Below are 24,466 nucleotides of genomic sequence, written 5' to 3'. Positions count from 1 at the left end.
GCTGAGGCTCCCGCAGCTCCCGCTCCGGTTGCTGCTGCTCCGGCTGCACCTGCAGCTCCTGCCGCTCCCGCTGCTCCTGCCGCTCCGGCAGCTGCTGAGGGCGAAGCATACGTGACCCCGCTGGTCCGTAAGCTCGCTAAGGACAACGGCATCGACCTGTCCACCGTCAAGGGCACCGGTGTTGGTGGCCGCATCCGCAAGCAGGATGTTCAGGCTGCTATCGCTGCTAAGGGTTCCGCTGCTCCCGCCGCTGCTGCACCCGCTGCTGCTCCGGCTGCTGGTTCCGCAAAGGCACCGCACACCTTCGAGGTTTCCCCCAAGCGTGGCACCGTCGAGAAGACCGCACGTATCCGCCAGGTTATTGCAAAGCGCATGCGTGAGTCCCTGGACATCTCCACCCAGCTAACCCAGGTCACCGAGGTTGACGTGACCCGCATCGTTCAGCTGCGTGCAAAGGCTAAGGACGGCTTCGCTGCTCGTGAGGGCGCTAAGCTGACCTTCCTGCCCTTCTTCGTCCAGGCAACCGCTGAGGCTCTGCAGCAGCACCCCGCTCTGAACGCTTCCATGACCGAGGACTACAAGCAGATCACTTACCACGGCTCCGAGAACATCGCTATTGCTGTGGACACCCCCAAGGGTCTGCTGGTTCCCGTCATCAAGAACGCTTCTGACCTGGGCATTGCTGGCCTGGCAAAGGCTATTGGCGACCTGGGTGGCCGCGCACGTACCGGCGACATCTCCCCCGAGGAGCTGTCGGGTTCGACCTTCACCATCACCAACATTGGTTCCTTCGGTGCACTGTTCGACACCCCGATCATCAACCAGCCGAACGTTGCAATCCTCGGTACCGGTTCCATCGTGAAGCGCCCCATGGTTGTTAAGGATGTTGACGGTAACGACGTTATCGCTATCCGCTCCATGTGCTACCTGTCCCTCACCTACGATCACCGCGTGGTCGATGGTGCGGATGCAGGTCGCTTCCTGTACACCCTCAAGACTCGCCTGGAAGAGGCAAACTTTGAGGCTGAGCTCGGTCTCTAAAGGGGTCCTGGCATGATGTAGCATCGTGTTTCAAGGGGTGTGTTGGCATATAAGCCAACGCACCCCTTTTTTATTTTTTATTCTTCGTCGTTATGCCGAGTTTGTTAAAGTAGACATTATAGTGACAGAGTGTCAGAATATTAGCTATGTTTCTTCTCAACAACGTTCTTGTGTTTTTGCACATCATAGGTGCCGCGATTATTATTGGGCTCTGGATTGCTCATTTTCGCACACCTAAAGTTCTGCCCGGGCAGTTTCACGCATCGCTTCTGATGCTCGTAACGGGCTTACTCCTGGTAGGAATTGCTGAGGTTACCGGCAGTCCTAACCACATTAAGATTGCGGTCAAAATTCTTATTGCATTGAGCATTGCTGCTGCCGCATTCATCGGTCAACGCAAGTACAAGGCGGGAGAACCGATTTCAACAGGATTAGCGCATGCAGTGGGCGGTCTTGCCGTCATTAATGTTGCCGTTGCCACCATCTGGCACTAAACAGCTCTTCACTTCGGCACAATGCTCTTGCCCATGTTCCCGGTAGTTTTTATAGACCTACCGGGGATATGTTTTTAAGAGCTGCACGCTTGAACTCGCAGCTGCCTCATCTATATGCAGCTCTCCCCTGGTGGTTATTTTTATTCACGGCTCATGGACGACCGTAGGCTGCGCATCGGGCTCATTGGGTGTTTCATCCGTGACTGGTGTTGCCGTGACAATACGCCATACCCCTTCGTCGCAATGCAGCTCAAAGATAACTGTCTGCACCGGCACACCGTCCACAAGGTGAACACCGGATTCTTTCTGCTCCGCATCCGTTGGGGCGTATCCGGGCGACTCTACTTCTGCGGTTATTCCTAAAGAGTCAGAGTCTCTGTGCAGAATACGGGTCAATGAGCGCAGTTTCAGCGTCGCCGCCCCCTGGGCGCTCAACGACTGATTGCGCTTCTCTATAACCTGAGTGAGAATAGCCTGCTCATCCTGCGGAGTACTCACAACGGTAGACTGAGTAGTGTGAGACTCATGATGATGCATAGCTTCCGGAACCCAGATTGCCCCGGCTATTGCTCCAGCTCCTAAGATTATGAGACTCCCAACCCCCAGAATCATAAGTTTGCGGGTCGTAAAATTACGAACCTTTGAACGCCCACGGCTATGCCCAACTTTGAAAGTACTCTTCCCTATAAGTTTTTGAGCGTTCTGATGTCTAACCTTGGGCAGGGTCTTAGCGCTTTTAACGGTATTCGGTTCTCGCGAAGCAACAGGGAGTTTAGACCGTACTGACTCAGGCGCGCTGGTATAAGCGTTGAGAGGCTGCGTTTGGAATGCGCTGAATGCGTCAAGAACCTCCTGTACAGTAGCCTTAGGATCATCAAGCAGACGCTCAAGCTCGGTTCCCAATGTCTGCGGCACATCGGCAAGGAGCGGCAGCGGAATGCGTTGATGAGTCTGCCGAGGCGACTCTCCGGTGAGCGCATACCACAGAAGAGCCACAAAATCATGAACTCCGACATGTTCATGTTCATCCGGCTGGCGTTTACTCGCTTTGACAGAACTGGGCAGACAAAGAAACTCGGGGAGTCCAGCAACGGTTACCATCACGTGCTGAGGCTCTAGATGCTCAGGATAGATATGCGCCGCGTGTAAGCTCTTGAGACCCCATCCTATGTGGTGTGCCAAGGTCGCAACCTCGGCGAGCGGTAAAGTTCCACGTGCCTGCACGAGAGATTCGAGTGATCCTGCCTCAACCGGTTCGTACCAATAATAAGTTCCTGTCTCTGTGCCAGACGACTGCCTTTCGTCCCGCGTTACGGCTAGTACAGTGGCAACACCGGGTAAGGGTGGTAAACCGCAAAGTGTTTTGATCTGTTGCGACGGTATTTGCTGAGAATCATGACTTATCGCAAGGGTGTAAAGCCCCGGAGCTAAATGTTTGGGAAGAATACGATTCTTAACCAATGAATCTCTATTTGCATGTATCTTAACTGTCCAAATACTCAGGTTTGGTTCTTCGTGAAGATTTTCAAGGTATGTGATGCTATCGGTGTTCATACTCTAGATGTACCGGATTTTAGAAAAGCACCGTGAAAGTTATCCACAGGAACAAGGTTTTTAGCGATTTTCATGCTGTATAACGCGTTTCTGCTCGCCTTCTGCCTTGTTTATGACGTCATAATCTGTCACACAAAGTACGAGTTGTTTTCCTAGAGCGATGCTGCGTCCCAGAGCACGTGTAATCAGGAAGCCCTAATTTTTATCGTGGTCGTTCCGGTACTAAAGTAGAAGCTATGTCCGTAATACTTGAACGTGTGGGGTTTGCCCCTGACTATGTGAATTATGTTGAGAGCCTTGATATGCAATCTCGCCTTCATGCAGAGGTAGCGGCACGCGCTCGGCAAAACACTATTCTTCTGCTCGAACATGAGCCCGTGATTACGGCTGGCAAGCGCACTGAAGATCATGAGTACCCCACAGACCGTTCAACTCCAGTCGTGAAAATTGACCGCGGCGGAAAACTTACGTGGCATGGTCCCGGCCAACTGACCGGGTATCCCATTCTGAAACTTCCTGAACCTCTTGACGTGGTAGCGTATGTGCGCCTCCTAGAAGAAATTATTATGAATGTGCTCGCTCAGCTTGGCATCAAAGGCGAACGAGTGGAAGGGCGCAGTGGCGTATGGATTCTGGGCGATGGTATTACACCGGATAAGAAAATCGCCGCTATTGGGATTCGCGTTTCAAAGCAAACCACAATGCACGGGTTCGCCATTAACTGCTGCAATGAGACCGCGCCGTTCATGCAGTTCATTCCCTGCGGTATTACGGATGCTGGTGTCACAACAATCTCAGAGCAGCTCGGTCGTACAGTAACCCCGGCAGATATTCTAGGGCCCCTTGAGCGTGAGCTCATCAAATATCAGGATCGTTTGGCGATGCCTTTTGAACCCTTTGTTCCGCAGGAGCACAAGGTGGCACACGAGACGGCTGCGTAGCCACAAGGCTCAAGTATTTCACCTTGTCAGTGCCGCTTATCGATATTCGGCGGGTAATCCGAATAGAGATTTGTGTGCGTAAACAAGACTTAAAGACAAATAAACCATAATCCACGCCACAGTGTTTTTCGCCTGCACGATGCGGGCGTAAAATAGGTTTCAGCCCGTTTTAAACCGAGGGCGCATCCAGTTAGAAGGAGCAACACACATGAGCATTAAGCTTGAAGGCCGCAAGCTGCTGCGCGTCGAGGCTCGCAATGCTGAGGTTCCCATCGAGAAGAAGCCTCACTGGATTAAGACCAAAGCCGTTGTGGGGCCTGAATACAATGAAATGAAGGAACTGGCCCGGGGCCAGGGGCTTCATACAGTGTGTGAGGAAGCTGGCTGTCCTAATATCTACGAGTGTTGGGAAGACCGCGAGGCAACCTACCTTATTGGCGGTTCCGAATGCACTCGCCGCTGCGATTTCTGCAATATTGCGACTGGTAAACCTGCTGCAGTTGATTACGCTGAGCCCTTCAAAGTCGCTAAAAATGTTAAGGTTATGGGTTTGCGTTATGCCACGGTGACCGGTGTGGCACGTGACGATCTTGAAGACGGCGGTGCCTGGCTCTACGCAGAGACTACACGTCAGATTCACAAGATGTGCCCTAATACCGGTGTTGAGATGCTGATCCCTGATTTCAAGGGTAAGCCAGAGCATGTGCAGAAAGTCATTGATGCACGTCCAGAGGTTTTTGCGCACAACTTAGAGACTGTGCCGCGTATCTTTAAACAGATCCGCCCGGCATTCCGTTATGAGCGATCACTCGATGTGATCACCCAGGGTAAAGAGGCTGGCATGGTCACGAAGTCCAACCTGATTCTGGGTATGGGTGAAACTAACGATGAGATTTACGAGGCGCTCTGCGATCTGTACGACGCCGGATGCGATATTATCACCCTGACTCAGTATCTGCGCCCCGGTCCCCTTTTCCATCCCATTGAGCGTTGGGTGAAGCCCGCCGAATTCCTGGAGTTCTCAGCTATGGCAGAATCCATCGGTTTTGCTGGCGTTATGGCTGGTCCGATGGTTCGGTCCTCATATCGTGCCGGTCGTCTGTGGGCACGCGCGATGAAGAAGAACGGCTATGAGATTCCAGAAAACCTTGCGCATATCGAAGATGGCGGTGCGGCTTTGCAAGAGGCTTCTTCCCTCGTCGCAGCGGGTTTCTAGAATAGTAGAATAGTTCAGTCCGCAGAGACATAAATTTAGAAAATTCCCCGGTTCGTCCTCTCCTGAAGGTTACGAATCGGGGAACTTTGTTTACCCCAACGAGGGCCAAACTTTAGACACATTTGCCGGGTTTGGCTGTTAGGTGAGTTTTTCCTTAGGAGAATGCACGGGCATCCAGGTCAAGAACAATCTAAGATAGAATAAATACTGCAGTCTTATACTGCATTTTCCTACCCGTTGTCTAGAGGAAGCACCGTGGCAGAAAAGCGCGAAGAGAAGAAAAAGCAGAAGAAAGATAAGTCTCCGGGTACGTTTGCCCAGATGAAGCAGGTCTACCAGATGACCAAAAAATCTGACCCGAATATCGGGTGGATTCTGCTTCTTGCAGTGGTCGTTACCCTACTTGTTTTCGTCCTGATCGGCGCGTTACTCAACAACATCATCACTTTTATTATTCTTGGTCTTGTGGTTGGCGTTCTTGCCGCCATGATTATTCTGGGTCGTCGCGCACAAAAAGCAGCGTTCACACAGATCGAAGGACAACCCGGGCGTGCGGGTGCCGCCATGAACTCTGTGCGCCGCGGCTGGATTGTGGAAGAGCAGCCTGTAGCTGCGAACCGCAATCAGGATCTTGTTTTTCGTGGTCTTGGTAAGCCAGGGATTGTGCTGGTAACCGAGGGGCCTTCATCTCGTGTGCAGAACCTTGTGAAAAATGAGAAGAAACATCTTAACCGCGTAGTTCCCGGCGTTCCCGTACACGTGATTGAGACCGGTCACGACGAAAATCAGGTTGAGTTAAAAGATGTCGTCAAGACTATGAACAAGCTGCCTAAAGCCCTGACTCAGCAAGAAGTTCAGGGAGTTTCTAATCGTCTTAGTACCCTCAACCATGTGCGTAACCCCATGAACAGCATTCCAAAGGGTATAGACCCGAACCGTGTGCGCCCCGATCGTCGCGCAATGCGTGGGCGTTAAGAAACGGTACATCCTATGGTTGAGCCCCGACATCATGGTGAGGTCGGGGCTCAGCTTTTCTGTCTAATACCCGGAAAACAATATAAGCTCTCCGGCAATACAGTTCGCATCTAGCGGATGCGCACAAGTATAGTTCCTGCCGCGCGATCGTGAAGACCGCGTGAATTCGCATCCAAAATTACGGTGGGCAACACCAGCATGGTCAGCACAGCTCGGATAAGGGCTCGCTTCCAACCAGCGGGCCTGCCATCTAGAGTTTGCACTTGGACTCCAACCAGAAAATGCCCCAAAGTGTGCCCCATAAATCCCACGAGTACGATCAGGTACAGCAGAAAAATTCCTAGTGTCGTTAGACCATGTATTTGTACATTTTGGCCTCCGACTAGCAGAAACGCAAGACCCAAGCATAGATACCAATCTATGATGAAACCTAGGAGGCGACGCATCGGACGGGCTATAGCGCCAGGTCCTGTCTCTGGTCGCCCCATGATCTCTCCGGGGTATTTTTGGTCGCTGGGCGCGCCATTGAGCCACGACCCAAGATCGTCACGTTCAATCATGGTTTCTATTATCCTGTATCTTTTTCCTAAACGTACGCCACCCTACCACATCTGCAACTTTGTAACACTACCGAAACATAATAGACACGACAGAGCAAAAAATACCCCCTATGCTAGATAGTGGTGCACAACTCATAAACTGGGCGCCACATCAGACACCAAGGACAAAACACCACGAGGAGCAGTCCGTATGTTTACCAGTCCCCAAGAAGTTCTCGATTTTATTAAGAGCGACGAAATTGTCTTCGTCGACATTCGATTCACCGATATGCCCGGGGTGCAGCAGCACTTCAACCTTCCGGCAAAGGCGATCGACGAGGATTTCTTCGTCAACGGTCAGCTTTTTGATGGCTCGTCTATTCGTGGTTTCCAGGGCATTGCCGAGTCTGATATGCAGCTTATTCCCGATGTTAAGTCGGCGTATGTTGATCCTTTCCGTCTTGAAAAAACCCTTGTTATTATCTGCTCTATTGTGAATCCCCGCACTGGTGAGCCTTACCATCGTGACCCTCGCGGCGTAGCCGAACGCGCCGAAGCGTACTTGCAGTCCACAGGTGTTGCCGATACCGCGTTCTTTGCTTCTGAAGCCGAGTTTTTCGTCTTTGAGGATGTCCGTTACCAGGTAGAGCCCAATTCTGTGTTCTATAAAATCGATTCCGATGAAGCATATTGGAACACCGGCCGCAAGGAAGAAGGCGGCAATCTTGGTAATAAGACCCCTATCAAGGGCGGTTATTTCCCGGTCTCCCCTGTCGATAAGCAAGCCGATCTGCGTGATGCTATGTGCGTAGCGATGGATCAGGTTGGGCTCGAAGTTGAGCGCAGCCATCACGAAGTTGGGTCTCCCGGACAGGCAGAGATCAACTACAAGTTCTCAACCCTCACTAATGCCGCCGACGACCTGCTGAAGTTTAAGTACGTTATCAAGAACACCGCCGATGAGTGGGGCAAGTCGGTGACTTTCATGCCGAAACCTGTCTTCGGCGATAACGGTTCGGGGATGCATTGCCACCAGTCACTGTGGTTAGGCGGCGAACCGCTCTTCTACGATGAACGCGGATACGCAAACCTCTCCGATATCGCTCGCTGGTACATTGGCGGGCTAATTGAGCATTCCTCCGCCGTGTTGGCGTTTACCAACCCGACTGTTAACTCTTACAAGCGCCTTGTGCCTGGCTACGAGGCCCCCGTAAATATGGTGTACTCGCAGGGTAACCGCTCTGCCGGTATTCGCATCCCGATTACTGGCGCCAATCCGAAGGCTAAGCGTCTTGAATTCCGCGCGCCCGACCCTTCGTGCAATCCCTACTTCGCTTTCTCGGCACAGCTTATGGCTGGTTTGGACGGTATTCGCAACCGCATTGAGCCACCAGCACCGATCGACAAGGATCTATACGAGCTACCCGTCGAAGAGGCCAAGGATATCAAGAAGGCTCCCGCTAACCTTGAGGAGGCGCTGGCCGCGCTTGAGGCAGACCACGACTTCCTGCTCGAAGGCGGCGTATTCACCGAGGATCTGATTCATGCGTGGATTGACTACAAGCGCACGAACGAGCTTGAACCGCTCTCGCTGATTCCTCACCCGCTGGAATACCAGCTGTACTACGGTGTCTAACCGTTAGTTATAGAGGTTAGAATGCTCCGTGTCCTCATATATGAGGGCATGGAGCATTCTAGTTAATATCGGCGTTATAGGAATAGTTCTGTACCTTTGACTCTGAAAATAAAAGGGCAAAAATTTATCCCTTTTACTGACATAGTCGATTCTAATTTTCAATATAGTTGTATATCAGAACTCACGATGATAATTCCTAAGGATTCTAAGACTCCGACCTCTGACAAGCATATATATTAGCTTTATAATAATTTTGAGATATTCTTATAGTTTTTTGTCTGCCTTTGCTTCATCATAGATTATGCTCATGGCGAGCATACACACTACTAACCTTTCCAGAATTTGTATATTCAGGTTGTGCTTTCATATTGACAATGCACTGCGGCATTGCCTAGCATAGTAGCCTTCCTTAACTAGTAAACACTGAGAAGATAGACCTATTGCAAGTTTCCCCACTCAGAAAGAGCAGCTCCACAAGGTGCTTGATTCCCTCAGTGGCCATAATGTGGAATACTTACAAAATTTGGAATTAAGGCTTAACCTTCACGTATGATGAAGCCGCAAGTAAGTTCTTAGGGGATTACTGCTTCCACGTTCTAAAGGAGTTTGACGTGTCGCATGTACTATCACGCCGTACTGTATGTCTATCAGCTGGTCTTACAGCAGTTGCAACTTTCGTAGGTTGCGCTTCCAGCTCGCTGTCGTCCGATGAAGCACTATATAAGAATGACCAGCTATTACCCTCTGCACCAGGCGAGCCCTATACAGGTTCCGATGAGCAGCCTATTCGCACACAAGAGCGTATGTTTATGGCGATGATGGATGCTGACGCCGAGTCTCTCCGTTCCACTCTCACTGAGGATGCTACACTCACCCACATCACAGGCCAGATCCAGACTCGCGATGAGTGGGTACAGTCGGTTGCCGACAAAACTATGTCCTACAGCAATATTGAGGTAGTATCTGCTCGCGTGGAACGAAGTGACAATGGAGCTCAGCTCGTAGCACGCACGCGCACGACCGCAAATATTAATGGGAGCGGTGGAACCTGGAATCTCCAACTTGTATCGCAGATACACCCCGATGGTACGCACTTTACGAAGACTGTCGCCTCCCTATGGTCATGAAACTCAACCGAACTATTCTAAAGATGCCCTCATACAAGGGGGCATCTTCTGTTTTAAGATCTCAAACAGGATGTCTACCTGCCTGACTCGAATTTTATAAAAACAAGATAAGCTGAAGTGAACTTACAGCGTTATAGACGTTTCTAAAATGATAATGTACTATTCTTTCCGCAGAACAGCTGTATATTCTGTGTTCTCATAATGCCTAAGGAAATAATTTCCATGAATATACTTATCGGTCTTATCCCCGCGCTATTCTGGGGCATTCTGCCGCTGTGCGTATCTAAAATCGGTGGTAAACCGACTCAGCAAATTATGGGTACCACGATGGGCGTGCTCCTCGTGGGTATTGCCACTTCCCTGCTTTTCTTCCCGATTCGCCTTGACGCTTGGGCATTTTTTCTGTGCTTCCTCTCAGGGGCAAGCTGGGCGTTCGGGCAGATGAACCAATATCGCGCGTTTACCCAGATCGGTGTTTCTCAAACCATGCCTTTATCGACTGGTATGCAGCTGGTAGGTACTTCGCTGATGGGCGTGGTGGCGTTCGGTGACTGGGGTACCGTTCAGGCTAAGATTATCGGTGCAGTGGCTCTGATGCTCATTATCATCGGTATTTGGATGACCACGAAGCAAGAGAATCCTGACCCACAGTCTGGCGGGAATATGCGGGCCGGTATTATCACACTCTTAATTTCTACCATCGGATATGTTGGATATTCATTCTTTCCCAACTATGTGAGTGTAGACGGGTGGTATAAATTCCTGCCCCAATCAGTGGGTATGGTGGTAGCAGCTATCACGATGTCTATGCTGACCCGTGACGGTACCCGCCCTTGGGATAAGAAGTCTTTACAGAACATTATCTGTGGCGTGATTTTCTCGGGTGCTGCGTTAGCCTACCTAGTGTCTATTGAGCCGCATCGCAACGGTGTTGCCAGCGGGTTTACACTCTCACAGATGAACGTTATTATCTCCACTCTGGGCAGTATCTTGCTACTGGGCGAGAAGAAAACGAGGCTGGAGCTGCTGTATGTGTTAGGAGGACTCGCCCTCGTAGTTATTGGCGGCGTTCTTATTGGTACGCTTTAGCTGTACACGCCGCACATTTTCACCGTATATTCTCTAGATTTCGTGTGATTCGCACACATCACGTTAGAATAATGAGAACTGTCTTTTCACCGATATGACCAACGCAGGAGAGCCCGTGTCCAAATTCATCGCCAAGCATTTTGACGAGCTGACCGCTCACGAGTTGCAGCAGATTCATATTATTCGTTCGCTGGTGTTCACAGTGGGTCAGCAATCAACTGATCAGGAGCCTGATGACGCTGATTTCGAATGCATCCATATGGTGAATGAGGACGATTCGGGAAAAGTGCTCGCGTATCTGCGTCTATTCGATCTTGAGAAGGTTCAGGATGCACGCCACCGCTACATTCCGGGCGCATGGACATTCGGTCGTGTGGCAGTTCACCCAGATGCACGCGGTACCGGCCTGGGACGTAAGCTTTTACACGCAGCCTTGGAATGGATCCGGAATAACACGGACGCAAAAGAAATCGTGATCGCCGCTCAAGCATATCTGAAAGATACCTACTACAGTCCTGAGGGGTTTGTTGAGCGCGGTGAGCACTACATGGAGTCTGGAATCGAGCATGTCGAGATGGTACTCGATTTGCAGCGCTAACCACCGTACCTGCAAAAACTCTTACTATGAGGCTGCAGGGTTTAAGGTTCGTGGTGCCCCTTTATCAAGAAGCCGGGATTGAGCATCTCGACATGGTACTAGAGATCGAGCGGTAGGCTCCATCAAGCTCTCTACTGCGTCCCTAGAACGCACGCACCGATAAGCCGATCAAGTTTACGAATATCGGCGCCTCGCCCAACTTTAATCTTGATGTGGCCTGCTCGGGTCCACAATTCAAGTTCAGCGTTAGTATCGAATAGACCCCGAGCGTTCTCCGATGACCACATGTTAATAGAGCTATAGGGCAGAGAATACATTTCTACTTTCTTACCCGATAGCCCCTGAGAGTCACGCACGATTAAACGCTTCGTCGTAAAAATTGCTGCGTCTCGAAAAGTCTTATACGCAATAATTGGTTCTTCCCCTGGCACCATCAGGTCAAGAGCATCTTGCGGAATGGAGCACTCGCCTATGAAAGTCCAAGCAGCAATAGAGTGTAATGATGATTCCAAAATATCTCCTATGACATGAGTAAGTTTATCAGTACCATACCGTAGCGTTCTCGCCGGAGTTCAATCTATGTCGTGAGCATCCAGAAGCAAGCGTAGAATATGGAAGAGAAGGACGCGCCTGTTGGCTTTTGATAGCGCGCACGGACAGGAAAGAAGGCAAAACGATGGCATATCAGCCGACTCAGCTCAATGGAGAAACCGTATTCCGCAACGAGGTCTTCCAGACCGGTCTTATGTCGCAGCTGCTCGACGGCGTGTACGACGGCGAAATGACAATTGGTGAACTGCTGAGCCACGGTAACTTTGGGGTAGGAACTTTTAACGGCCTTGATGGGGAGATGGTGGTGCTCGACGGCGATTGTTACCAGGTGCGCCATGACGGCTCGGTTTCTATCCCCCAACTTACTGATCGGACCCCATATGCAGTGGTCACAAATTTTGTACCCATGATCCGTCGTGAGCTTCCGCAAAACATGCTGCGCACCTCCACCTCACAGGTTCTCGATAATTTTACGGTGTCGAAGAACTACATGTACGCGATCAAGATTTACGGCGAGTTTGAGTGGGTTCGTACTCGTACCGTGGTCAAGCAGGAAAAGCCCTACCCGAAGATGGTGGATGCAACCGAGAATGAGGATATCGTGCAGTTCGATAATCTGACGGGCACGATTGTAGGGTTCCGTACCCCCATCTATGAGCAGGGCATTTCCGTCCCGGGGTGCCACGCCCACTTTATTGACGATGACCGTACTCATGGTGGACATGTAGTCGACTTCAAGCTAAAGTCAGCAAACGTAGAAATCTGCCCCGGCACCGGTTTACAGCTGCATCTGCCGCTGACTCCCGAGTTCTCTTCCGCCAACCTCTCCCCCGAAGATTTGGCAGATCAGATCTCAAAGGCGGAAAAACACTAAACCTACCTACGGCGATGACGAGCCTCCGAATACTTTTTTGCGAGTATGCGGAGGTTTTTGCCTGTTTCACAGCAGCAACAACAGGGCAGCATGCACCGTTCAAAGCGTACCGCTGAGGGGCAAGCTGTACATCATGCTCACCACAGACATGGAAAAGTGCCTTTATCTGAATAAAGGCACTTTTCCATGTCTGTGGTGAAACGGAATATTAAGAGGATCAGGTTCTCCTAAGCCTCCGGCACAAATTCACCGTGTCCGAGGTCGCGCAAGGCGGTACGCACCGCCTCCGCGTCAGCATCCAGTTCCTCGACAGTCACGTTAGCGAGCGCATTCGCCGGGTCATATTCCGCCATACTATCCGCTGGGAACAGATGAATATGCGTGTGTGGCACATCGAACCCGGCAATCATAAGCGCCACCCGGTCTTTATCGAAAGCTCGATCTAGAGCACCGGAAATCTTATGCGCTACTGCGAAAAGATGCGCCGCAAGCTCCGCCGGCAGCTCAGGCCAACGGTCAATCTCTTCACGCGGAACCACAAGCAGATGCCCGTGCGATGCCGGCTGAATATCCATAAATGCCACGCATTTCTCATCTTTCCAGACAAAACGGCCCGGAATCTCGCCGTCAATAATCTTGGTAAAAATACTGCTCACTCTATCCTCCAAAATCTAGAGCTTGACCGTGTCACCGGGGTTTAGATGCGAATATTCGGTACCGTACTTGTTGCTAAAGGTAGTAATCAAACCCTCGATAATTCCCGTACCATTCTCATTAATCATGCCATTGTGAATGGGGTACGCATGCCGTGCTCCCACCGCGATCACAAAATCGATAACTTCTTGAACCTTGCTCCAGGGCGCGTGCACCGGCACCAGCACATGAGGAGCTTTCACACCATGTGGCACCACGAGGGAATCACCGGGGTGGTACACAACACCGTTAATGAGGTATCCAATATTGGCGATCGTAGGGATCAGAGGGTGAATCAGCGCGTGCTGACCGCCAAAGGTCTGTACATCAAAACCAGGCACCGAAAATTCGCTATCTGCCGATACAACAGTGACGTGGGCGTTTGGTGCAGTATCAAGAATTTTCTCTGCGACAGCTTGCGGTGCCCAAATACGCAACTGTGGCTTTTCGGCGATCAAAGGCAGCACACGATCGGCATCGAAATGATCGGGGTGCTCGTGTGTGATCAAGAGGTAGTCCGCGCCATCAAGCAGCTGAGCATGTTCTCCCTCAGGCGCGAAATTTCCGGGGTCAAACACTAGTACATGACCGTCGTGCTCCATCCGCACACTTGAATGGGTATATTTTGTCAGTTCCATGGTTCCAGTCTACTCGCCAGAATCGAGCCTGCTCTAGTGCTGTACCATGGCTAACTACAGGGTAATCTAGAATTTTCACCACGTGAGAGAATTAGTAACTCGCACTTGATATGCAAAATTTTAGTGTAGAGTCATTACAAAGGCTCACAAACCCGCATACTACTTGGGTGTGCCCCACCCGGAAGGTTATGTTTTGGATACTCATATTCCCGTCCGCAAGATCGTGAAACAGGCAGAGGCGCGCAACACCAAGCAGCGCCGCATTATCAAGGCCACGATGGCCGAACTGGGCGATTTTATTTCGGCGCAGGATTTGCACCTCACCCTAGCTAACCGTAAAGAGCAGGTGTCTTTGGCGACGACCTATCGTGTGCTCCAGTCTCTCGCTAATTCGGGAGAACTGGATGTCGTGAAGGGTGTCGAAGGCGAGTCACTTTACCGTCATTGTCAAGGCGATACGCACCATCATCATCTTCTATGCCGCCGTTGCGGTAAGGCCGTGGAGCTTGAGGCACCCGCTATTGAGGATTGGGCCCTTGATATGGGGAAAAAATACGGGTTCTCGGAATTGGAGCATGTAGTTGAAGTTACCGGCTACTGCCCTGAATGCACTCTGGAACTCCGTGATGAAGAAAATCGGTTGACTGGGCGCCAGTAAATAAGACCTGAATCCTGGTTCATCCCGCAGAGTATGCGCTACTCTTAAAGTCTGTTGCCCACAACTCTTGGTTGAGTTGTGGGCAACAGACTTTAAGATTCTCTAGAAAGAGCCGCTACTAGACGCTCGCAGGGTGATGATGTGCATCCCCTTGTGTCTGACGGGCGATGCGACCTGATGCACTGTGCCGCCTCCTAATTCCGCCAATAATGCGACAGATAAGATAAATTACGAAGGATACACTGGTGACATAAGGACTGATCGGTAACGAACCAGCAAGCGCAAGCAAAATACCGCCCACAATAGCTAGTTCCGCAAAAATCACCGAGAGAATAAGCGCTTTAAGCGGGGATGCAGTCACCTGAAGCGCCGCGGCAGACGGAGTAATCAAGAGGGCCAGCACCAACAGGGAGCCAACGACCTGAACCGAAAGCGCTACAGCGATACCCAGAACCACCATAAAGACCAGGGATAGGGTACGCATAGGAACGCCCTTTGCTTGCGCCACTTCGGGATCGAGTGAAGCGAAGCTCAGTGGCCGCCAGATCAGAGTCAGGATTGCGATAATTACGATGGCTCCAGCGATCATGGCGTTCAGCTGATCGCCGTCAACCGAAACAATCTGACCGGTTAAAAGCGAGAATTTATTGGCGCTCCTGCCCTGGTAGAGCGAGAGAAAGAGAATGCCTAAACCCAAGCCAAAGGGCATGAGGGCACCAATGACCGAGTTTGATTCGCTTTTCTTCACGCCCATCATGCCGATCAGCAAGGCGGAGATAATGGACCCAATCATTGACCCGGTAATGACATCGTACCCCAGCAGAAGTGCCAGCGCGGCACCCGCAAACGACATTTCAGATACACCGTGCACGGCGAAGGCATGATCGCGCATCATAACAAACATGCCGACGAAACCGCCGATAATACCGAGGACTGCACCCGCAAGAATAGAGTTCTGCAACAGCTGAACAAGTTCGCTGTATCGGTCGAAAACGAAAATCCGCGAGAGTAAATCGTTCTGTTGCTGGCTTGCCGCAAGCACCGGAGAGATTACTGTGGAAAGAATCATTGGGGTGTCCCTCCGCCCTTGTACTCGGCATGATATTTCGTAGTATTAGAAGAATCTTCTAAGGCACCCGCCGCGCTCGCGGTTTTGACCGGTTTGCCCGAGGATGCATCATGATCTGTCTCGACTGCAATTTCTCGAAGGTCCTGATGCGCACCATGAAGGTTCTGCTCCCCACCTACCACATGGCAATGGTCGCTGGCATGGGTCTCCCCTACCACAACGTAGCGCCCGTTGGATTTCAGCACGTTGATGGGGGTTCCATAAAGATCGCTCAGGGTTTCGCTGTTCATGACCTCGGGTACAGTTCCTACGGTAAATCGCCCGTTGGCGAGATATAAGACGCGATCAACATGCTCAATGATGGGGTTAATTTCGTGAGTTACGAAGATAACAGAGCCACCCTGATCGCGGTTAAACCGATGAATCAGATCAGCAACCGCGTATTGATGGTTCAGGTCGAGAGAGAGAAGAGCTTCATCAGCAAGCAGCATTTGGGGGTTATTCGCGAGAGCTTGGGCTATGCGCAGTCGCTGCTGTTCGCCCCCTGAGAGCAGACCAACCGGAACATTGGCATATTCTAAAGCGCCGACGGCCTCTAAGAGTTCATTGACTTTTGCACGATACTTTCTGCTGCCTAACCGGATTCCCCAGCGGTGTCCGTCGATGCCCAAGCCAACGAGGTCGCGGGCACGCATCGGGGTTGATGGGTCGATTGCTTTTTGCTGGGGAATGTAGCCTACGCCGGGGTTTCCGGCGCGGGCCGGCTTGCCCAGAACAGAGATTGTGCCGGTGTTCATCGCGGTGAGTCCGAGGGCTACTTTGAGGAATGTAGATTTTCCGGAACCGTTCGGCCCAAGGACCGCGAAATATTCTCCTTGAGCAATGGACAGGTTGAGGTCATTCCAAAGGGTACGGGTTCCAAAAGCGAGGTTACCCCCGCGTATTTCTATCGCGGGGGTGCCTGATGGTGTCGTATTTTTCACTTAGGAAAGTGCCTTTTCGAGATTTGAAACGTTAGTCTTCATCCACGATAGGTAATCGGTGTTTTCGGGGAGAGTTTCGGTAAAGGAAACGTGGGCAACCCCCGCGTCTTTAGCCGTTTGAAGCACTTCCTTGGTTTGTGAGGTTTCGGTTTGCTCATTGTATGCCACTAGGGAGACCTGCTTCTCAGTCACCAAATCTTGGGTTTCCTTAAGCACAAGTGCCGGAACGTCTTTCTCAGCTTCGATAGATTCCGCGAATTCCTCAGGGGTTGCATTCTCTGCACCCGTGGAGGCAATCAGGTAATCCGGCACAGGTTCGGTTGAAATATATTTCTTGCCCTTACCGTTAATCTTCTTCGCTGAGGAGTCCAGAGTATCAAGTTCTGTGCCGAGTTTCTTAGCATTTTCGCGGTAGGAGTCCGCGTGCGCGGAATCCAGCTGTGCCAAGTCTTCTGCTACTTCGGTGGCAACTTTCTTCATGGTGTCGAAGTCGTACCAGAGGTGTTCGTTAAACTCGTGGGCGTGTTTATGTTCTTCACCGTCTTCATGATCATGGTGACCGTCCTTGTGGTCTTCGGCGAGATGATCATATTCACTGTCAGTTAGTTTCCCGCTCAGCTTGACGGCGTTGACAACCTTCTGTGAGCTATTGTCTTTGCCTGCCATATCTTCAAGGAACTGGTCGTAGCCGCCTCCATTGACGACAACAAGACCTGCGTCCTTCGTTTTAACACGGTCTGCTGCGGTTGCTTCATAGGAGTGAGGGTCAGTGCTGGTTGACGCAATAATGGGGGTAACGTCTACGTTGTCCCCTCCCACCTGCTTGACAATATCGGCATAAACGTCAGTGGTTGCAACAACTTTTACTTTCCCGCCGTCGTTGCCTGATGACCCGTTGGAACCCGAGTTAGCGGTTGAGCAGCCACTCACCATGAGAGATACTCCAGCCAATACCGTTATGGTGCTCATGAGTTTTTTCATGTTATTTCTTCTTTCGACTGCGGCGCGAATATTTTCCGAGCGAGTTTTACCAGGCTACGCAAGGTGAAAACGATTTTCAATTACGACGCGCCGGGTTTGCTGATGCATTACCACTAAATCACGCCATATACCGTATAAACAACTCTTTATTGTTCATCTTGGCTTATCCCTTCAGAGTGCGATGTGCTGGCTTTACGCCGCTTCGAGTCCTGTGTCGTATCACGAATTTCGCCCACAAGTTCTTCGATCACATCTTCCATAAAGACCACACCTAATAATGTGCCCGAAGTGTCTACGACCTGCGCCAGATGCGAGCGATTCTGCTGCATGGTGGCGAGCGCATCGTCAATTTCGGTCGTCGGTGTTAGAACGGTCAAAGACCGCAACTTGTACCAGGGAAAGGCCTGGTCTGTGCGTTCAGGAGCTACATCTAGGGCATCCTTGAGGTGTAGGTACCCCATGTAAATACCGGCTTCATCATGGACGGGAAAACGAGAATATCCGGTACGTGCTACGGCGTGTTCTACCTCTGCCGGAGTACACCCGAAGGGCAGTGTATGCACGTTGTCCCGACTTACCATAATCTCAGAAACATGCTTCCCGCTAAATTCGAGAGCACCGCCGATAACGCCGGCATCATCCTCGACTGTGCCTTCTGCCGTGGATTGGGCAACGATAGACTGCAGCTCGCCTAGGGTAAAGGTAGAGGCAACCTCGTCTTTAATATCCACCCGCATCCAGCGTAAAAGCATGTTTGACATACCGTTAAGAAACGCCACGATGGGAGCAAAAACATGCGAAACCTGTACCAACGTAGGAACAATCCACAGGGCAATACCGCGGGCTGCTAGAGTAACCGCAGCATTTTTCGGCACCATTTCACCAAAAATAACGTGCAGATACGTCACCACGATAAGGGTAACGACGAAGGCAAGAATATCGACCGTGGTGTGCGGAAGACCAAGTAACTCTAAAGGTGACCCCAGCAGATGGTGCAGAGCAGGTTCGGAAACGTTCAGAATCAGCAGAGAACAAATCGTAATACCCAACTGGCAGGTAGCCAACATCAGAGAGACGCGTTCCAGTGCGTAGAGCACCACTTTTGCGCGTTTATTTCCCCCATCCGCCAGGGGCTCTATTTGGGCTCGGCGGGTAGACATGATGGCAAATTCACCTGCGACAAAAAATGCATTGCCGATAAGCAAAATAACGAGGAGTGCTATAGCTATCCAGTCATTCATGAGCGCACCTGCCGATTCTGCAAAACCGCTGGCTGCGATACGAGCCCTTCCCCGATGCTGTCGGGAATGAAGCGGATGCGGTCTACCCGGCGCCCCTCAACATGGTCTACACGCAAAACACCGCCAGGGATCGGTACCTGGTCACCCTGTTCAGGTATGCGCCCCAGCTGCTCCATCATAAAACCGCCCACGGTTTCGTAGGAAGGATGCTCGGCAATGACACCGGGAATAAATTCGTTAACCTCATTCGGGCGACGCAAGCCTGAGAACACCCAGTCGCCGTTACCAAAACGTAGAGGCCGTTCCGTTCGCCCTTGATCGTGCTCATCGGATACCTCGCCCACAATTTCTTCAACAAGGTCTTCAAGAGTCACAATTCCCGATGTTCCGCCGTACTCGTCGAGGACAACGGCAAGTTGTAATGCTCCTTCACGCAGCTGAGTAAGAAGCGCATCCACGTGCAGCGTTTCAGGAACCTGCAGCACGTCATCAGCCAATGCACCGGCTTCCAGGGTTTCACGCACATCGGTTGGAACCCCGACAGCTTTCTTCACATGGATAACGCCCACAATATTGTCATGATCTCCACGATAGAGAGGAAAACGCGAATGCCCGGTCGCACGGGCCTGCTCTATAACCTCTGTTACGGGCGCCGTATCTTCGAGCATCGTAACCCGCCCTCGCGGAGTCATCACCTCGGAAGCGGTAAGTTCAGCAAAACTAAGCGTGCGATCCACAAATCGAGCCGTATCTGAATCCAAGGTTCCCTGCTCCGCAGAGCGACGCACCATTGCCGAAAGCTCTTCGGGACTGCGGGCAGCAGAAAGTTCCTCCTGAGCCTCCATGCCGAAGAGACGAAGAATTCTATTGGCAGACCCGTTCATCACGACGACCACAGGTTTCATGATGCGCGTAAATATAAGCTGCGCAGGCGCGACTTGCCGCGCCACCCGGTAGGGTTCAGCGATCGCAAGGCCTTTAGGCACCAGTTCACCGAGGAGCATCGATAGCAGGGTGGCAATTCCCAGAGCAAGCACAAGGGTCAGGGTGGAAGTTACAGCCCTAGGAAGACCCCACGAAGAGATAAATCCAGCGGTTAACGCATTAATGGAAGCGTCGAGTGTGTACCCCGTGAGCAGAGTCGTGATCGTAATGCCAATTTGGCAACTTGAAAGCTGTGTTGAGAGAGTACGTAAGCATTGAAGAACGGCGTTAGCGCGAGTATCACCTTTTTCCCGTTCTTGATACACGGTCGCGGTCTCAAGCGCCACAAGTGAGAATTCGACAGCTACGAAGAAACCGGTTCCTAGAATGAGTGCGATGCCGAGAGCAAGAAGTATAAAGTTCATGCGTTCACCGCGCACCCAACGTCATCAGGACGACGAGCGTCATAAAAGTGTAATATTCGACAGTCTGTATTGGGGTAACTGAAGGGGTCATCCATAGCCCATATTCTAGCGAATGTTTAAGGCAATTTTGCAGTGGTCGCTACACTTTCCTTTAGATATCAATGTAAAACAGAGATGCATAAGCTCCCATGAGCACAATATCTCGCAGAACTTACCCACCCTCAAGGCATGTTTTGCCTTCCTACAAGCGTGTTCCCGTGAAGAACAACTCACCGTATCCGCCGGGTTCAGCTGGAAAGTTCGGGTGAGTTCTCACTAAACTAGGTTATAGAGTATTTGGTGCGCTGCAGCTCTTGCAGTCCGCAATGTGTGCGAGACTTGAAGAGGCACACACAAAGCCAACTTATACTCAGCGTGATGATTCGCCCCTCGAAGATGCGGGTCGTCTGTGCCGGATTTCTCCGGACGCGACGGATAAATTCACAGTCAAGGAAGAGGCGTTTACAGTGCCAAATCTGCCAGATCACCTGGTACCTGAGGAATTTGCCGGTAACGAATGGTTCGTCGAAGAACAATATGAACGTTATCAGCAAGACAAAAATCTCGTGGATCCTTCGTGGTGGCCCATTTTTCAGTCCATTGATAAGGCCCTTCAAGGAACTCCGACGGCCTCCGCCCCGGTAACAGCTACCCAAAAAGCCGAGGCGATACCTTCTGCTCCAGCCGCTGCAGCATCTATTACTACCCCGGAGCCTCAGCCTGCCGCACCAATAAAGTCGGCAGCATCACCCGCTCCTAAAACCTCATTAAAGGCAGAAAACGTGGAACCTGTAGAAGATAAAATTGTGCCCTTACGCGGACCGGCTAAAGCTGTTGCCGCCAACATGGAAGACTCGCTCACCGTTCCAACCGCTACGACGGTGCGCGCGGTACCAGCTAAGCTGCTGATTGAAAACCGTTCTGCCATCAACGCTTATTTGGCTCGAACCCGCGGCGGCAAGATTTCTTTCACGCACATCATTGGGTACGCCGTTATTCGTGCGCTCGCTGCCATGCCTTCAATGAACGTCACCTACGGTCATGATGAAAAAGGCAAACCGATTGCTATTCACAATGCGAACGTGAACTTCGGTCTGGCTATCGATCTGCCCCGCCCTGATGGCTCCCGCAACCTCGTGGTTCCGAATATCAAGGGTGCACAGACCTTGAGCTTCTTGGAGTTCTGGCAGGCCTACGACGATATCGTCAAACGTGGTCGTGCAGGTCAGCTTGGGCTGGAAGATTTCCAGGGAACTACGGTTACTCTCACGAACCCTGGCGGTATCGGTACCGTACACTCTGTTCCTCGTCTTTCGAAAGGGCAGGCCGCAATTATCGGTGTGGGTGCTCTTGAATACCCTGCTGAGTTCCGCGGCGTGGCGGAGACGATGGCAGCCCAGCACGCTATTTCCAAGATTATTACCCTTACGAGCACCTATGACCACCGCGTTATTCAAGGTGCTGGTTCCGGCGAATTCCTTAAGATAGTAGAGAGCTACCTCTTAGGCGCCGAAGGATTCTATGACGAAATCTTCCAGGCTATTCAAATTCCCTTCGAACCTGTTCGATGGAGCCAGGATAATCAGGTTAATCCTGATACTGAGGTTTCTAAGGTCGCCCGCATTCAACAGCTTATCCACGCGTACCGCGTGCACGGTCACCTTATCGCCCGCACCAACCCAGTGGGCTACCAGCTACATTCAAACCCCGATTTGAACGTAGAAAGCTACGGTCTGACTCTGTGGGATCTGGATCGAGTATGGCCTACGGGAGGGTTTGGCGACAAAGAACAGCTTCCTTTGCGTACTATTCTGGCGCGTCTACGTGAGGCATATGCGGGTACTCTCGCGGTCGAGTACATGTACATGGAAGACCGTAAAGCCCGTGAATGGTTCCAAGAGAAGCTGGAGCATGGCTACAGCAAGCCTAGCCGTGAACGTCTGATGCATGTTCTGGAGAAGCTTGTTGAGGCCGAGGCCTTTGAGACCTTCCTGCAGACCAAATACCTGGGTCAGAAGCGTTTCTCACTCGAAGGCGGAGAGTCACTCATTCCTCTGCTGGATGCGATCATCAACAAGGCGGCAGATAATAATATGCACGGGGTCGCCATCGGTATGGCGCATCGTGGCCGCCTCAATGTTCTGACCAACATCGCGGGTAAGTCTTACGCCCAGATTTTCCGTGAGTTCAGCGGTACTGCGGCACCATATGAAGGTGGTTCTGGCGATGTGAAATACCACCTTGGCACCGAGGGCACGTTCACCTCTACCTCAGGCAAGCAAACTCAGGTGTATTTGGCTGCTAATCCTTCACATTTGGAGGCTGTTAACACCGTTCTGGAAGGCATCGTGCGCGCCAAGCAGGATGTTCTTAACGACCAGGGTATCGAAGGTCATCCCATTCTGCCCATCTTGATTCATGGTGACGCCGCGTTTGCCGCACAAGGTATCGTCATGGAAACCTTGCAGATGGCTAATCTGCGTGGCTACACTACCGGCGGTACCGTACACATCGTGGTGAATAACCAGATCGGCTTCACGACATCTCCGAAGGATGGACGTACCGCCACCAACGCAACCGATATTGCTCGGATGACCAAGGCGCCTGTCTTCCACGTAAACGCCGACGACCCCGAGGCCGTAGTTCGGGCAGGTCGTCTCGCATTCGAGTACCGCGAGCGCTTCGGTCGCGATGCCGTAATTGATTTACTCTGCTACCGTCGCCGCGGTCACAACGAGGCTGATGACCCGTCGATGACTCAGCCGAAGATGTACCAGGTGATTGATAATATGCCTTCGACCCGCACCAAGTATGCAGAGGCTCTGGTGGGTCGCGGCGATATCACCCAGGAAGAAGCAGATGAGGCATTGAGTGCATACCACTCGAAGCTGGATGCGATCTTCAGTGAGACCCAAGCGGCCGTACCCGCTCCCGAGACCCCCAATGTTGCTGGGCTTGAGCTGCCTGCTTCTCAGCAGAGCACCGAAATTGTTCATGGCGGTAACACCGCGATCTCTCGCGATACCTTCGAGCACATCGCAAAAGCATTCGGCGAAGTTCCCGAGGGCTTCACAGTTCACAAGAAGCTCAAGAAACTGTGTGAACAGCGCGTTGAGATGGGCACAAACGGCAAGGTCAATTGGGGCATGGGCGAGCTTCTGGCCTTTGGCTCTCTGCTCATGGAAGGCACCGATGTGCGTATGAGCGGCCAAGACGTTCAACGCGGTACCTTCGTGCAGCGTCACGCGGTACTGCATGATCATCTCACCGATGACGAATGGTCACCGCTGCAGCATCTCTCGGATCATCAGGGCAAGCTACGTATCTACAATTCACTCCTGTCTGAGTACGGTGTCATAGGCTTCGAGTACGGATACTCGGTTGAACGTCCCGATTCGATGGTGGTGTGGGAGGCCCAGTTCGGTGACTTTGCGAACGGTGCCCAGACGATTATCGACGAGTTCGTGTCATCGTCTGAACAGAAGTGGGGTCAGCGTTCTTCGCTGGTTCTTCTGCTCCCCCACGGTTATGAGGGGCAGGGCCCGGACCACTCATCAGCACGTATAGAGCGGTACCTGCAGTTGTGCGCTGAAAACAATATGACGGTTGCTGTGCCTTCTACCCCGGCATCGTATTTCCACCTGTTGCGTCGTCACGCACAGCACCGCCCGTATAAGCCGCTTGTGGTTATTAGCCCTAAACAGCTCTTGCGTTTGAAGGCTGCCTCATCCTCAATTGAGGACTTCACGGAGGGGTCGTTCCAGCCCGTTATTGGCGATCGTTCCGATGTTACTCCAGCCCAAGTTGAGCGTGTAGTCTTTGTCTCTGGTCGTCTCTACTACGATCTTGAGTCTGAGCGTGCAAAGCGCGGTGATACGAAAACCGCTATCGTCTCCGTTGAGCAGCTTTACCCCCTGCCCGAGGCAGAGATCAAGGCGCAGCTGGATTTGTACTCGAACGCCACCGATATTGTATGGGCACAGGATGAGCCCGCTAACCAGGGTCAGTGGCCGTTTATGGCTTTGAACCTGCTGCCACTTATTGACTACCAGATGCGTTTGGTTTCCCGCCCTGCGTCGGCATCTCCCGCAGCAGGTACGGGTAAACGCCATGCTGCTGAAGCTGAGGCACTGATGAAGCAGGTCTTCGAAGGCTAAATCCTTTGTGGGGTAAAGCCCC

The 24,466-nt window shown here is 51.7% G+C and carries 21 protein-coding genes and 1 pseudogene; 12 read left to right on the top strand and 10 right to left on the bottom strand.

Annotated features, from left to right (window positions below):
* Both sucB and HMPREF3016_RS08285 read left to right on the top strand, forming a co-directional pair.
* Nucleotides 1-1,041, top strand: a 1,041-nt coding sequence (sucB, locus tag HMPREF3016_RS11350) for a 2-oxoglutarate dehydrogenase, E2 component, dihydrolipoamide succinyltransferase (RefSeq protein ID WP_070741611.1), incomplete at its 5' end; no start/stop codon positions are given.
* A gap of 146 nt (nucleotides 1,042-1,187) precedes the next feature.
* The gene (locus HMPREF3016_RS08285; protein ID WP_048753784.1) at nucleotides 1,188-1,535 is read left to right on the top strand and encodes a hypothetical protein; all 348 of its coding nucleotides are present in this window, start codon (nucleotides 1,188-1,190) and stop codon (nucleotides 1,533-1,535) included.
* Between the two features lie 144 nt (nucleotides 1,536-1,679).
* Here the strand turns inward: HMPREF3016_RS08285 and HMPREF3016_RS08280 are convergent, their stop codons facing one another.
* Nucleotides 1,680-2,759: a hypothetical protein gene (locus HMPREF3016_RS08280; RefSeq protein ID WP_239661915.1), complete on the bottom strand. Its 1,080-nt coding sequence runs from the start codon at nucleotides 2,757-2,759 to the stop codon at nucleotides 1,680-1,682.
* A gap of 563 nt (nucleotides 2,760-3,322) precedes the next feature.
* Between HMPREF3016_RS08280 and lipB the strand changes: the two are divergent.
* From lipB to HMPREF3016_RS08265, 3 genes and pseudogenes are all read left to right on the top strand, one after another.
* Nucleotides 3,323-4,030, top strand: a pseudogene (gene lipB, locus HMPREF3016_RS08275) (lipoyl(octanoyl) transferase LipB); the annotation flags it as partial.
* A gap of 208 nt (nucleotides 4,031-4,238) precedes the next feature.
* A complete protein-coding gene (gene lipA, locus HMPREF3016_RS08270) occupies nucleotides 4,239-5,246 on the top strand; it encodes a lipoyl synthase (protein WP_070448557.1) in 1,008 nt (335 codons plus the stop codon).
* Nucleotides 5,247-5,501: 255 nt separating this feature from the next.
* Nucleotides 5,502-6,221: a DUF4191 domain-containing protein gene (locus HMPREF3016_RS08265; RefSeq protein ID WP_070741608.1), complete on the top strand. Its 720-nt coding sequence runs from the start codon at nucleotides 5,502-5,504 to the stop codon at nucleotides 6,219-6,221.
* Between the two features lie 110 nt (nucleotides 6,222-6,331).
* Here HMPREF3016_RS08265 and HMPREF3016_RS08260 read toward each other — a convergent pair whose 3' ends face one another.
* Entirely contained in the window at nucleotides 6,332-6,781 is a 450-nt protein-coding gene (locus tag HMPREF3016_RS08260) for an RDD family protein (RefSeq protein ID WP_070448558.1), read from the bottom strand.
* A gap of 190 nt (nucleotides 6,782-6,971) precedes the next feature.
* On the opposite strand from HMPREF3016_RS08260, the gene glnA reads away from it, so the two are divergent.
* From glnA to HMPREF3016_RS08240, 4 genes are all read left to right on the top strand, one after another.
* Nucleotides 6,972-8,396, top strand: coding sequence for a type I glutamate--ammonia ligase (gene glnA, locus HMPREF3016_RS08255; protein ID WP_048755196.1), 1,425 nt, complete (start codon nucleotides 6,972-6,974; stop codon nucleotides 8,394-8,396).
* Between the two features lie 611 nt (nucleotides 8,397-9,007).
* A complete protein-coding gene (locus tag HMPREF3016_RS08250) occupies nucleotides 9,008-9,523 on the top strand; it encodes a nuclear transport factor 2 family protein (RefSeq protein WP_070741606.1) in 516 nt (171 codons plus the stop codon).
* A gap of 222 nt (nucleotides 9,524-9,745) precedes the next feature.
* Entirely contained in the window at nucleotides 9,746-10,612 is an 867-nt protein-coding gene (locus tag HMPREF3016_RS08245) for a GRP family sugar transporter (protein ID WP_048753771.1), read from the top strand.
* A 115-nt stretch (nucleotides 10,613-10,727) separates the two neighbouring features.
* Nucleotides 10,728-11,210 (top strand): GNAT family N-acetyltransferase, encoded by a 483-nt coding sequence (locus HMPREF3016_RS08240; RefSeq protein ID WP_238382282.1) that lies wholly within the window; start codon nucleotides 10,728-10,730, stop codon nucleotides 11,208-11,210.
* Nucleotides 11,211-11,341: 131 nt separating this feature from the next.
* Here HMPREF3016_RS08240 and HMPREF3016_RS08235 read toward each other — a convergent pair whose 3' ends face one another.
* The gene (locus HMPREF3016_RS08235) at nucleotides 11,342-11,722 is read right to left on the bottom strand and encodes a PH domain-containing protein (protein WP_070741603.1); all 381 of its coding nucleotides are present in this window, start codon (nucleotides 11,720-11,722) and stop codon (nucleotides 11,342-11,344) included.
* A 164-nt stretch (nucleotides 11,723-11,886) separates the two neighbouring features.
* On the opposite strand from HMPREF3016_RS08235, the gene budA reads away from it, so the two are divergent.
* The gene (budA, locus tag HMPREF3016_RS08230) at nucleotides 11,887-12,636 is read left to right on the top strand and encodes an acetolactate decarboxylase (RefSeq protein ID WP_004004988.1); all 750 of its coding nucleotides are present in this window, start codon (nucleotides 11,887-11,889) and stop codon (nucleotides 12,634-12,636) included.
* Nucleotides 12,637-12,863: 227 nt separating this feature from the next.
* Here the strand turns inward: budA and HMPREF3016_RS08225 are convergent, their stop codons facing one another.
* Both HMPREF3016_RS08225 and HMPREF3016_RS08220 read right to left on the bottom strand, forming a co-directional pair.
* Nucleotides 12,864-13,292: an HIT family protein gene (locus tag HMPREF3016_RS08225; protein ID WP_070741600.1), complete on the bottom strand. Its 429-nt coding sequence runs from the start codon at nucleotides 13,290-13,292 to the stop codon at nucleotides 12,864-12,866.
* A gap of 15 nt (nucleotides 13,293-13,307) precedes the next feature.
* Nucleotides 13,308-13,967 carry an MBL fold metallo-hydrolase gene (locus tag HMPREF3016_RS08220; RefSeq protein WP_070741597.1) on the bottom strand — a complete coding sequence of 220 codons (660 nt, stop codon included), beginning with the start codon at nucleotides 13,965-13,967 and terminating at the stop codon, nucleotides 13,308-13,310.
* Between the two features lie 193 nt (nucleotides 13,968-14,160).
* Here HMPREF3016_RS08220 and HMPREF3016_RS08215 point away from each other — a divergent pair, with 193 nt between their 5' ends.
* Nucleotides 14,161-14,625 carry a Fur family transcriptional regulator gene (locus HMPREF3016_RS08215; RefSeq protein ID WP_037231042.1) on the top strand — a complete coding sequence of 155 codons (465 nt, stop codon included), beginning with the start codon at nucleotides 14,161-14,163 and terminating at the stop codon, nucleotides 14,623-14,625.
* Between the two features lie 118 nt (nucleotides 14,626-14,743).
* Here HMPREF3016_RS08215 and HMPREF3016_RS08210 read toward each other — a convergent pair whose 3' ends face one another.
* The 5 genes from HMPREF3016_RS08210 to HMPREF3016_RS08190 form a co-directional block, all read right to left on the bottom strand.
* The gene (locus tag HMPREF3016_RS08210) at nucleotides 14,744-15,694 is read right to left on the bottom strand and encodes a metal ABC transporter permease (protein WP_048753764.1); all 951 of its coding nucleotides are present in this window, start codon (nucleotides 15,692-15,694) and stop codon (nucleotides 14,744-14,746) included.
* The gene (locus HMPREF3016_RS08205) at nucleotides 15,691-16,677 is read right to left on the bottom strand and encodes a metal ABC transporter ATP-binding protein (protein WP_070741594.1); all 987 of its coding nucleotides are present in this window, start codon (nucleotides 16,675-16,677) and stop codon (nucleotides 15,691-15,693) included. The genes HMPREF3016_RS08210 and HMPREF3016_RS08205 overlap by 4 nt, the downstream gene beginning before the upstream one ends.
* A complete protein-coding gene (locus tag HMPREF3016_RS08200) occupies nucleotides 16,678-17,646 on the bottom strand; it encodes a metal ABC transporter solute-binding protein, Zn/Mn family (protein ID WP_238789001.1) in 969 nt (322 codons plus the stop codon).
* Between the two features lie 158 nt (nucleotides 17,647-17,804).
* Nucleotides 17,805-18,899, bottom strand: coding sequence for a hemolysin family protein (locus tag HMPREF3016_RS08195; RefSeq protein ID WP_070741591.1), 1,095 nt, complete (start codon nucleotides 18,897-18,899; stop codon nucleotides 17,805-17,807).
* Complete coding sequence (locus HMPREF3016_RS08190) at nucleotides 18,896-20,248, bottom strand: hemolysin family protein (protein ID WP_048753793.1); 1,353 nt, start codon at nucleotides 20,246-20,248, stop codon at nucleotides 18,896-18,898. The genes HMPREF3016_RS08195 and HMPREF3016_RS08190 overlap by 4 nt, the downstream gene beginning before the upstream one ends.
* Nucleotides 20,249-20,613: 365 nt before the next feature.
* On the opposite strand from HMPREF3016_RS08190, the gene HMPREF3016_RS08185 reads away from it, so the two are divergent.
* Entirely contained in the window at nucleotides 20,614-24,444 is a 3,831-nt protein-coding gene (locus tag HMPREF3016_RS08185) for a multifunctional oxoglutarate decarboxylase/oxoglutarate dehydrogenase thiamine pyrophosphate-binding subunit/dihydrolipoyllysine-residue succinyltransferase subunit (RefSeq protein ID WP_070741588.1), read from the top strand.
* Nucleotides 24,445-24,466 lie beyond the last annotated feature (22 nt).

This window comes from Rothia sp. HMSC065D02 (assembly GCF_001815285.1).
Classification (GTDB): domain Bacteria; phylum Actinomycetota; class Actinomycetes; order Actinomycetales; family Micrococcaceae; genus Rothia; species Rothia dentocariosa.
Note: the sequence above shows the minus strand (reverse complement) of the source record. Positions and strands in the feature narration are given on the sequence as shown.

Excerpts from the sequence above, each read along its gene's own strand:
- budA (WP_004004988.1), top strand. The coding sequence starts at position 11,887 with ATGGCATATCAGCCGACTCAGCTCAATGGAGAAACCGTATTCCGCAAC.
- HMPREF3016_RS08200 (WP_238789001.1), bottom strand. The coding sequence starts at position 17,646 with ATGAGCACCATAACGGTATTGGCTGGAGTATCTCTCATGGTGAGTGGC.
- HMPREF3016_RS08220 (WP_070741597.1), bottom strand. The coding sequence starts at position 13,967 with ATGGAACTGACAAAATATACCCATTCAAGTGTGCGGATGGAGCACGAC.
- glnA (WP_048755196.1), top strand. The coding sequence starts at position 6,972 with ATGTTTACCAGTCCCCAAGAAGTTCTCGATTTTATTAAGAGCGACGAA.
- HMPREF3016_RS08260 (WP_070448558.1), bottom strand. The coding sequence starts at position 6,781 with ATGATTGAACGTGACGATCTTGGGTCGTGGCTCAATGGCGCGCCCAGC.
- lipA (WP_070448557.1), top strand. The coding sequence starts at position 4,239 with ATGAGCATTAAGCTTGAAGGCCGCAAGCTGCTGCGCGTCGAGGCTCGC.
- HMPREF3016_RS08195 (WP_070741591.1), bottom strand. The coding sequence starts at position 18,899 with ATGAATGACTGGATAGCTATAGCACTCCTCGTTATTTTGCTTATCGGC.
- HMPREF3016_RS08245 (WP_048753771.1), top strand. The coding sequence starts at position 9,746 with ATGAATATACTTATCGGTCTTATCCCCGCGCTATTCTGGGGCATTCTG.
- HMPREF3016_RS08210 (WP_048753764.1), bottom strand. The coding sequence starts at position 15,694 with ATGATTCTTTCCACAGTAATCTCTCCGGTGCTTGCGGCAAGCCAGCAA.
- HMPREF3016_RS08190 (WP_048753793.1), bottom strand. The coding sequence starts at position 20,248 with ATGAACTTTATACTTCTTGCTCTCGGCATCGCACTCATTCTAGGAACC.
- HMPREF3016_RS08285 (WP_048753784.1), top strand. The coding sequence starts at position 1,188 with ATGTTTCTTCTCAACAACGTTCTTGTGTTTTTGCACATCATAGGTGCC.
- HMPREF3016_RS08185 (WP_070741588.1), top strand. The coding sequence starts at position 20,614 with ATGTGTGCGAGACTTGAAGAGGCACACACAAAGCCAACTTATACTCAG.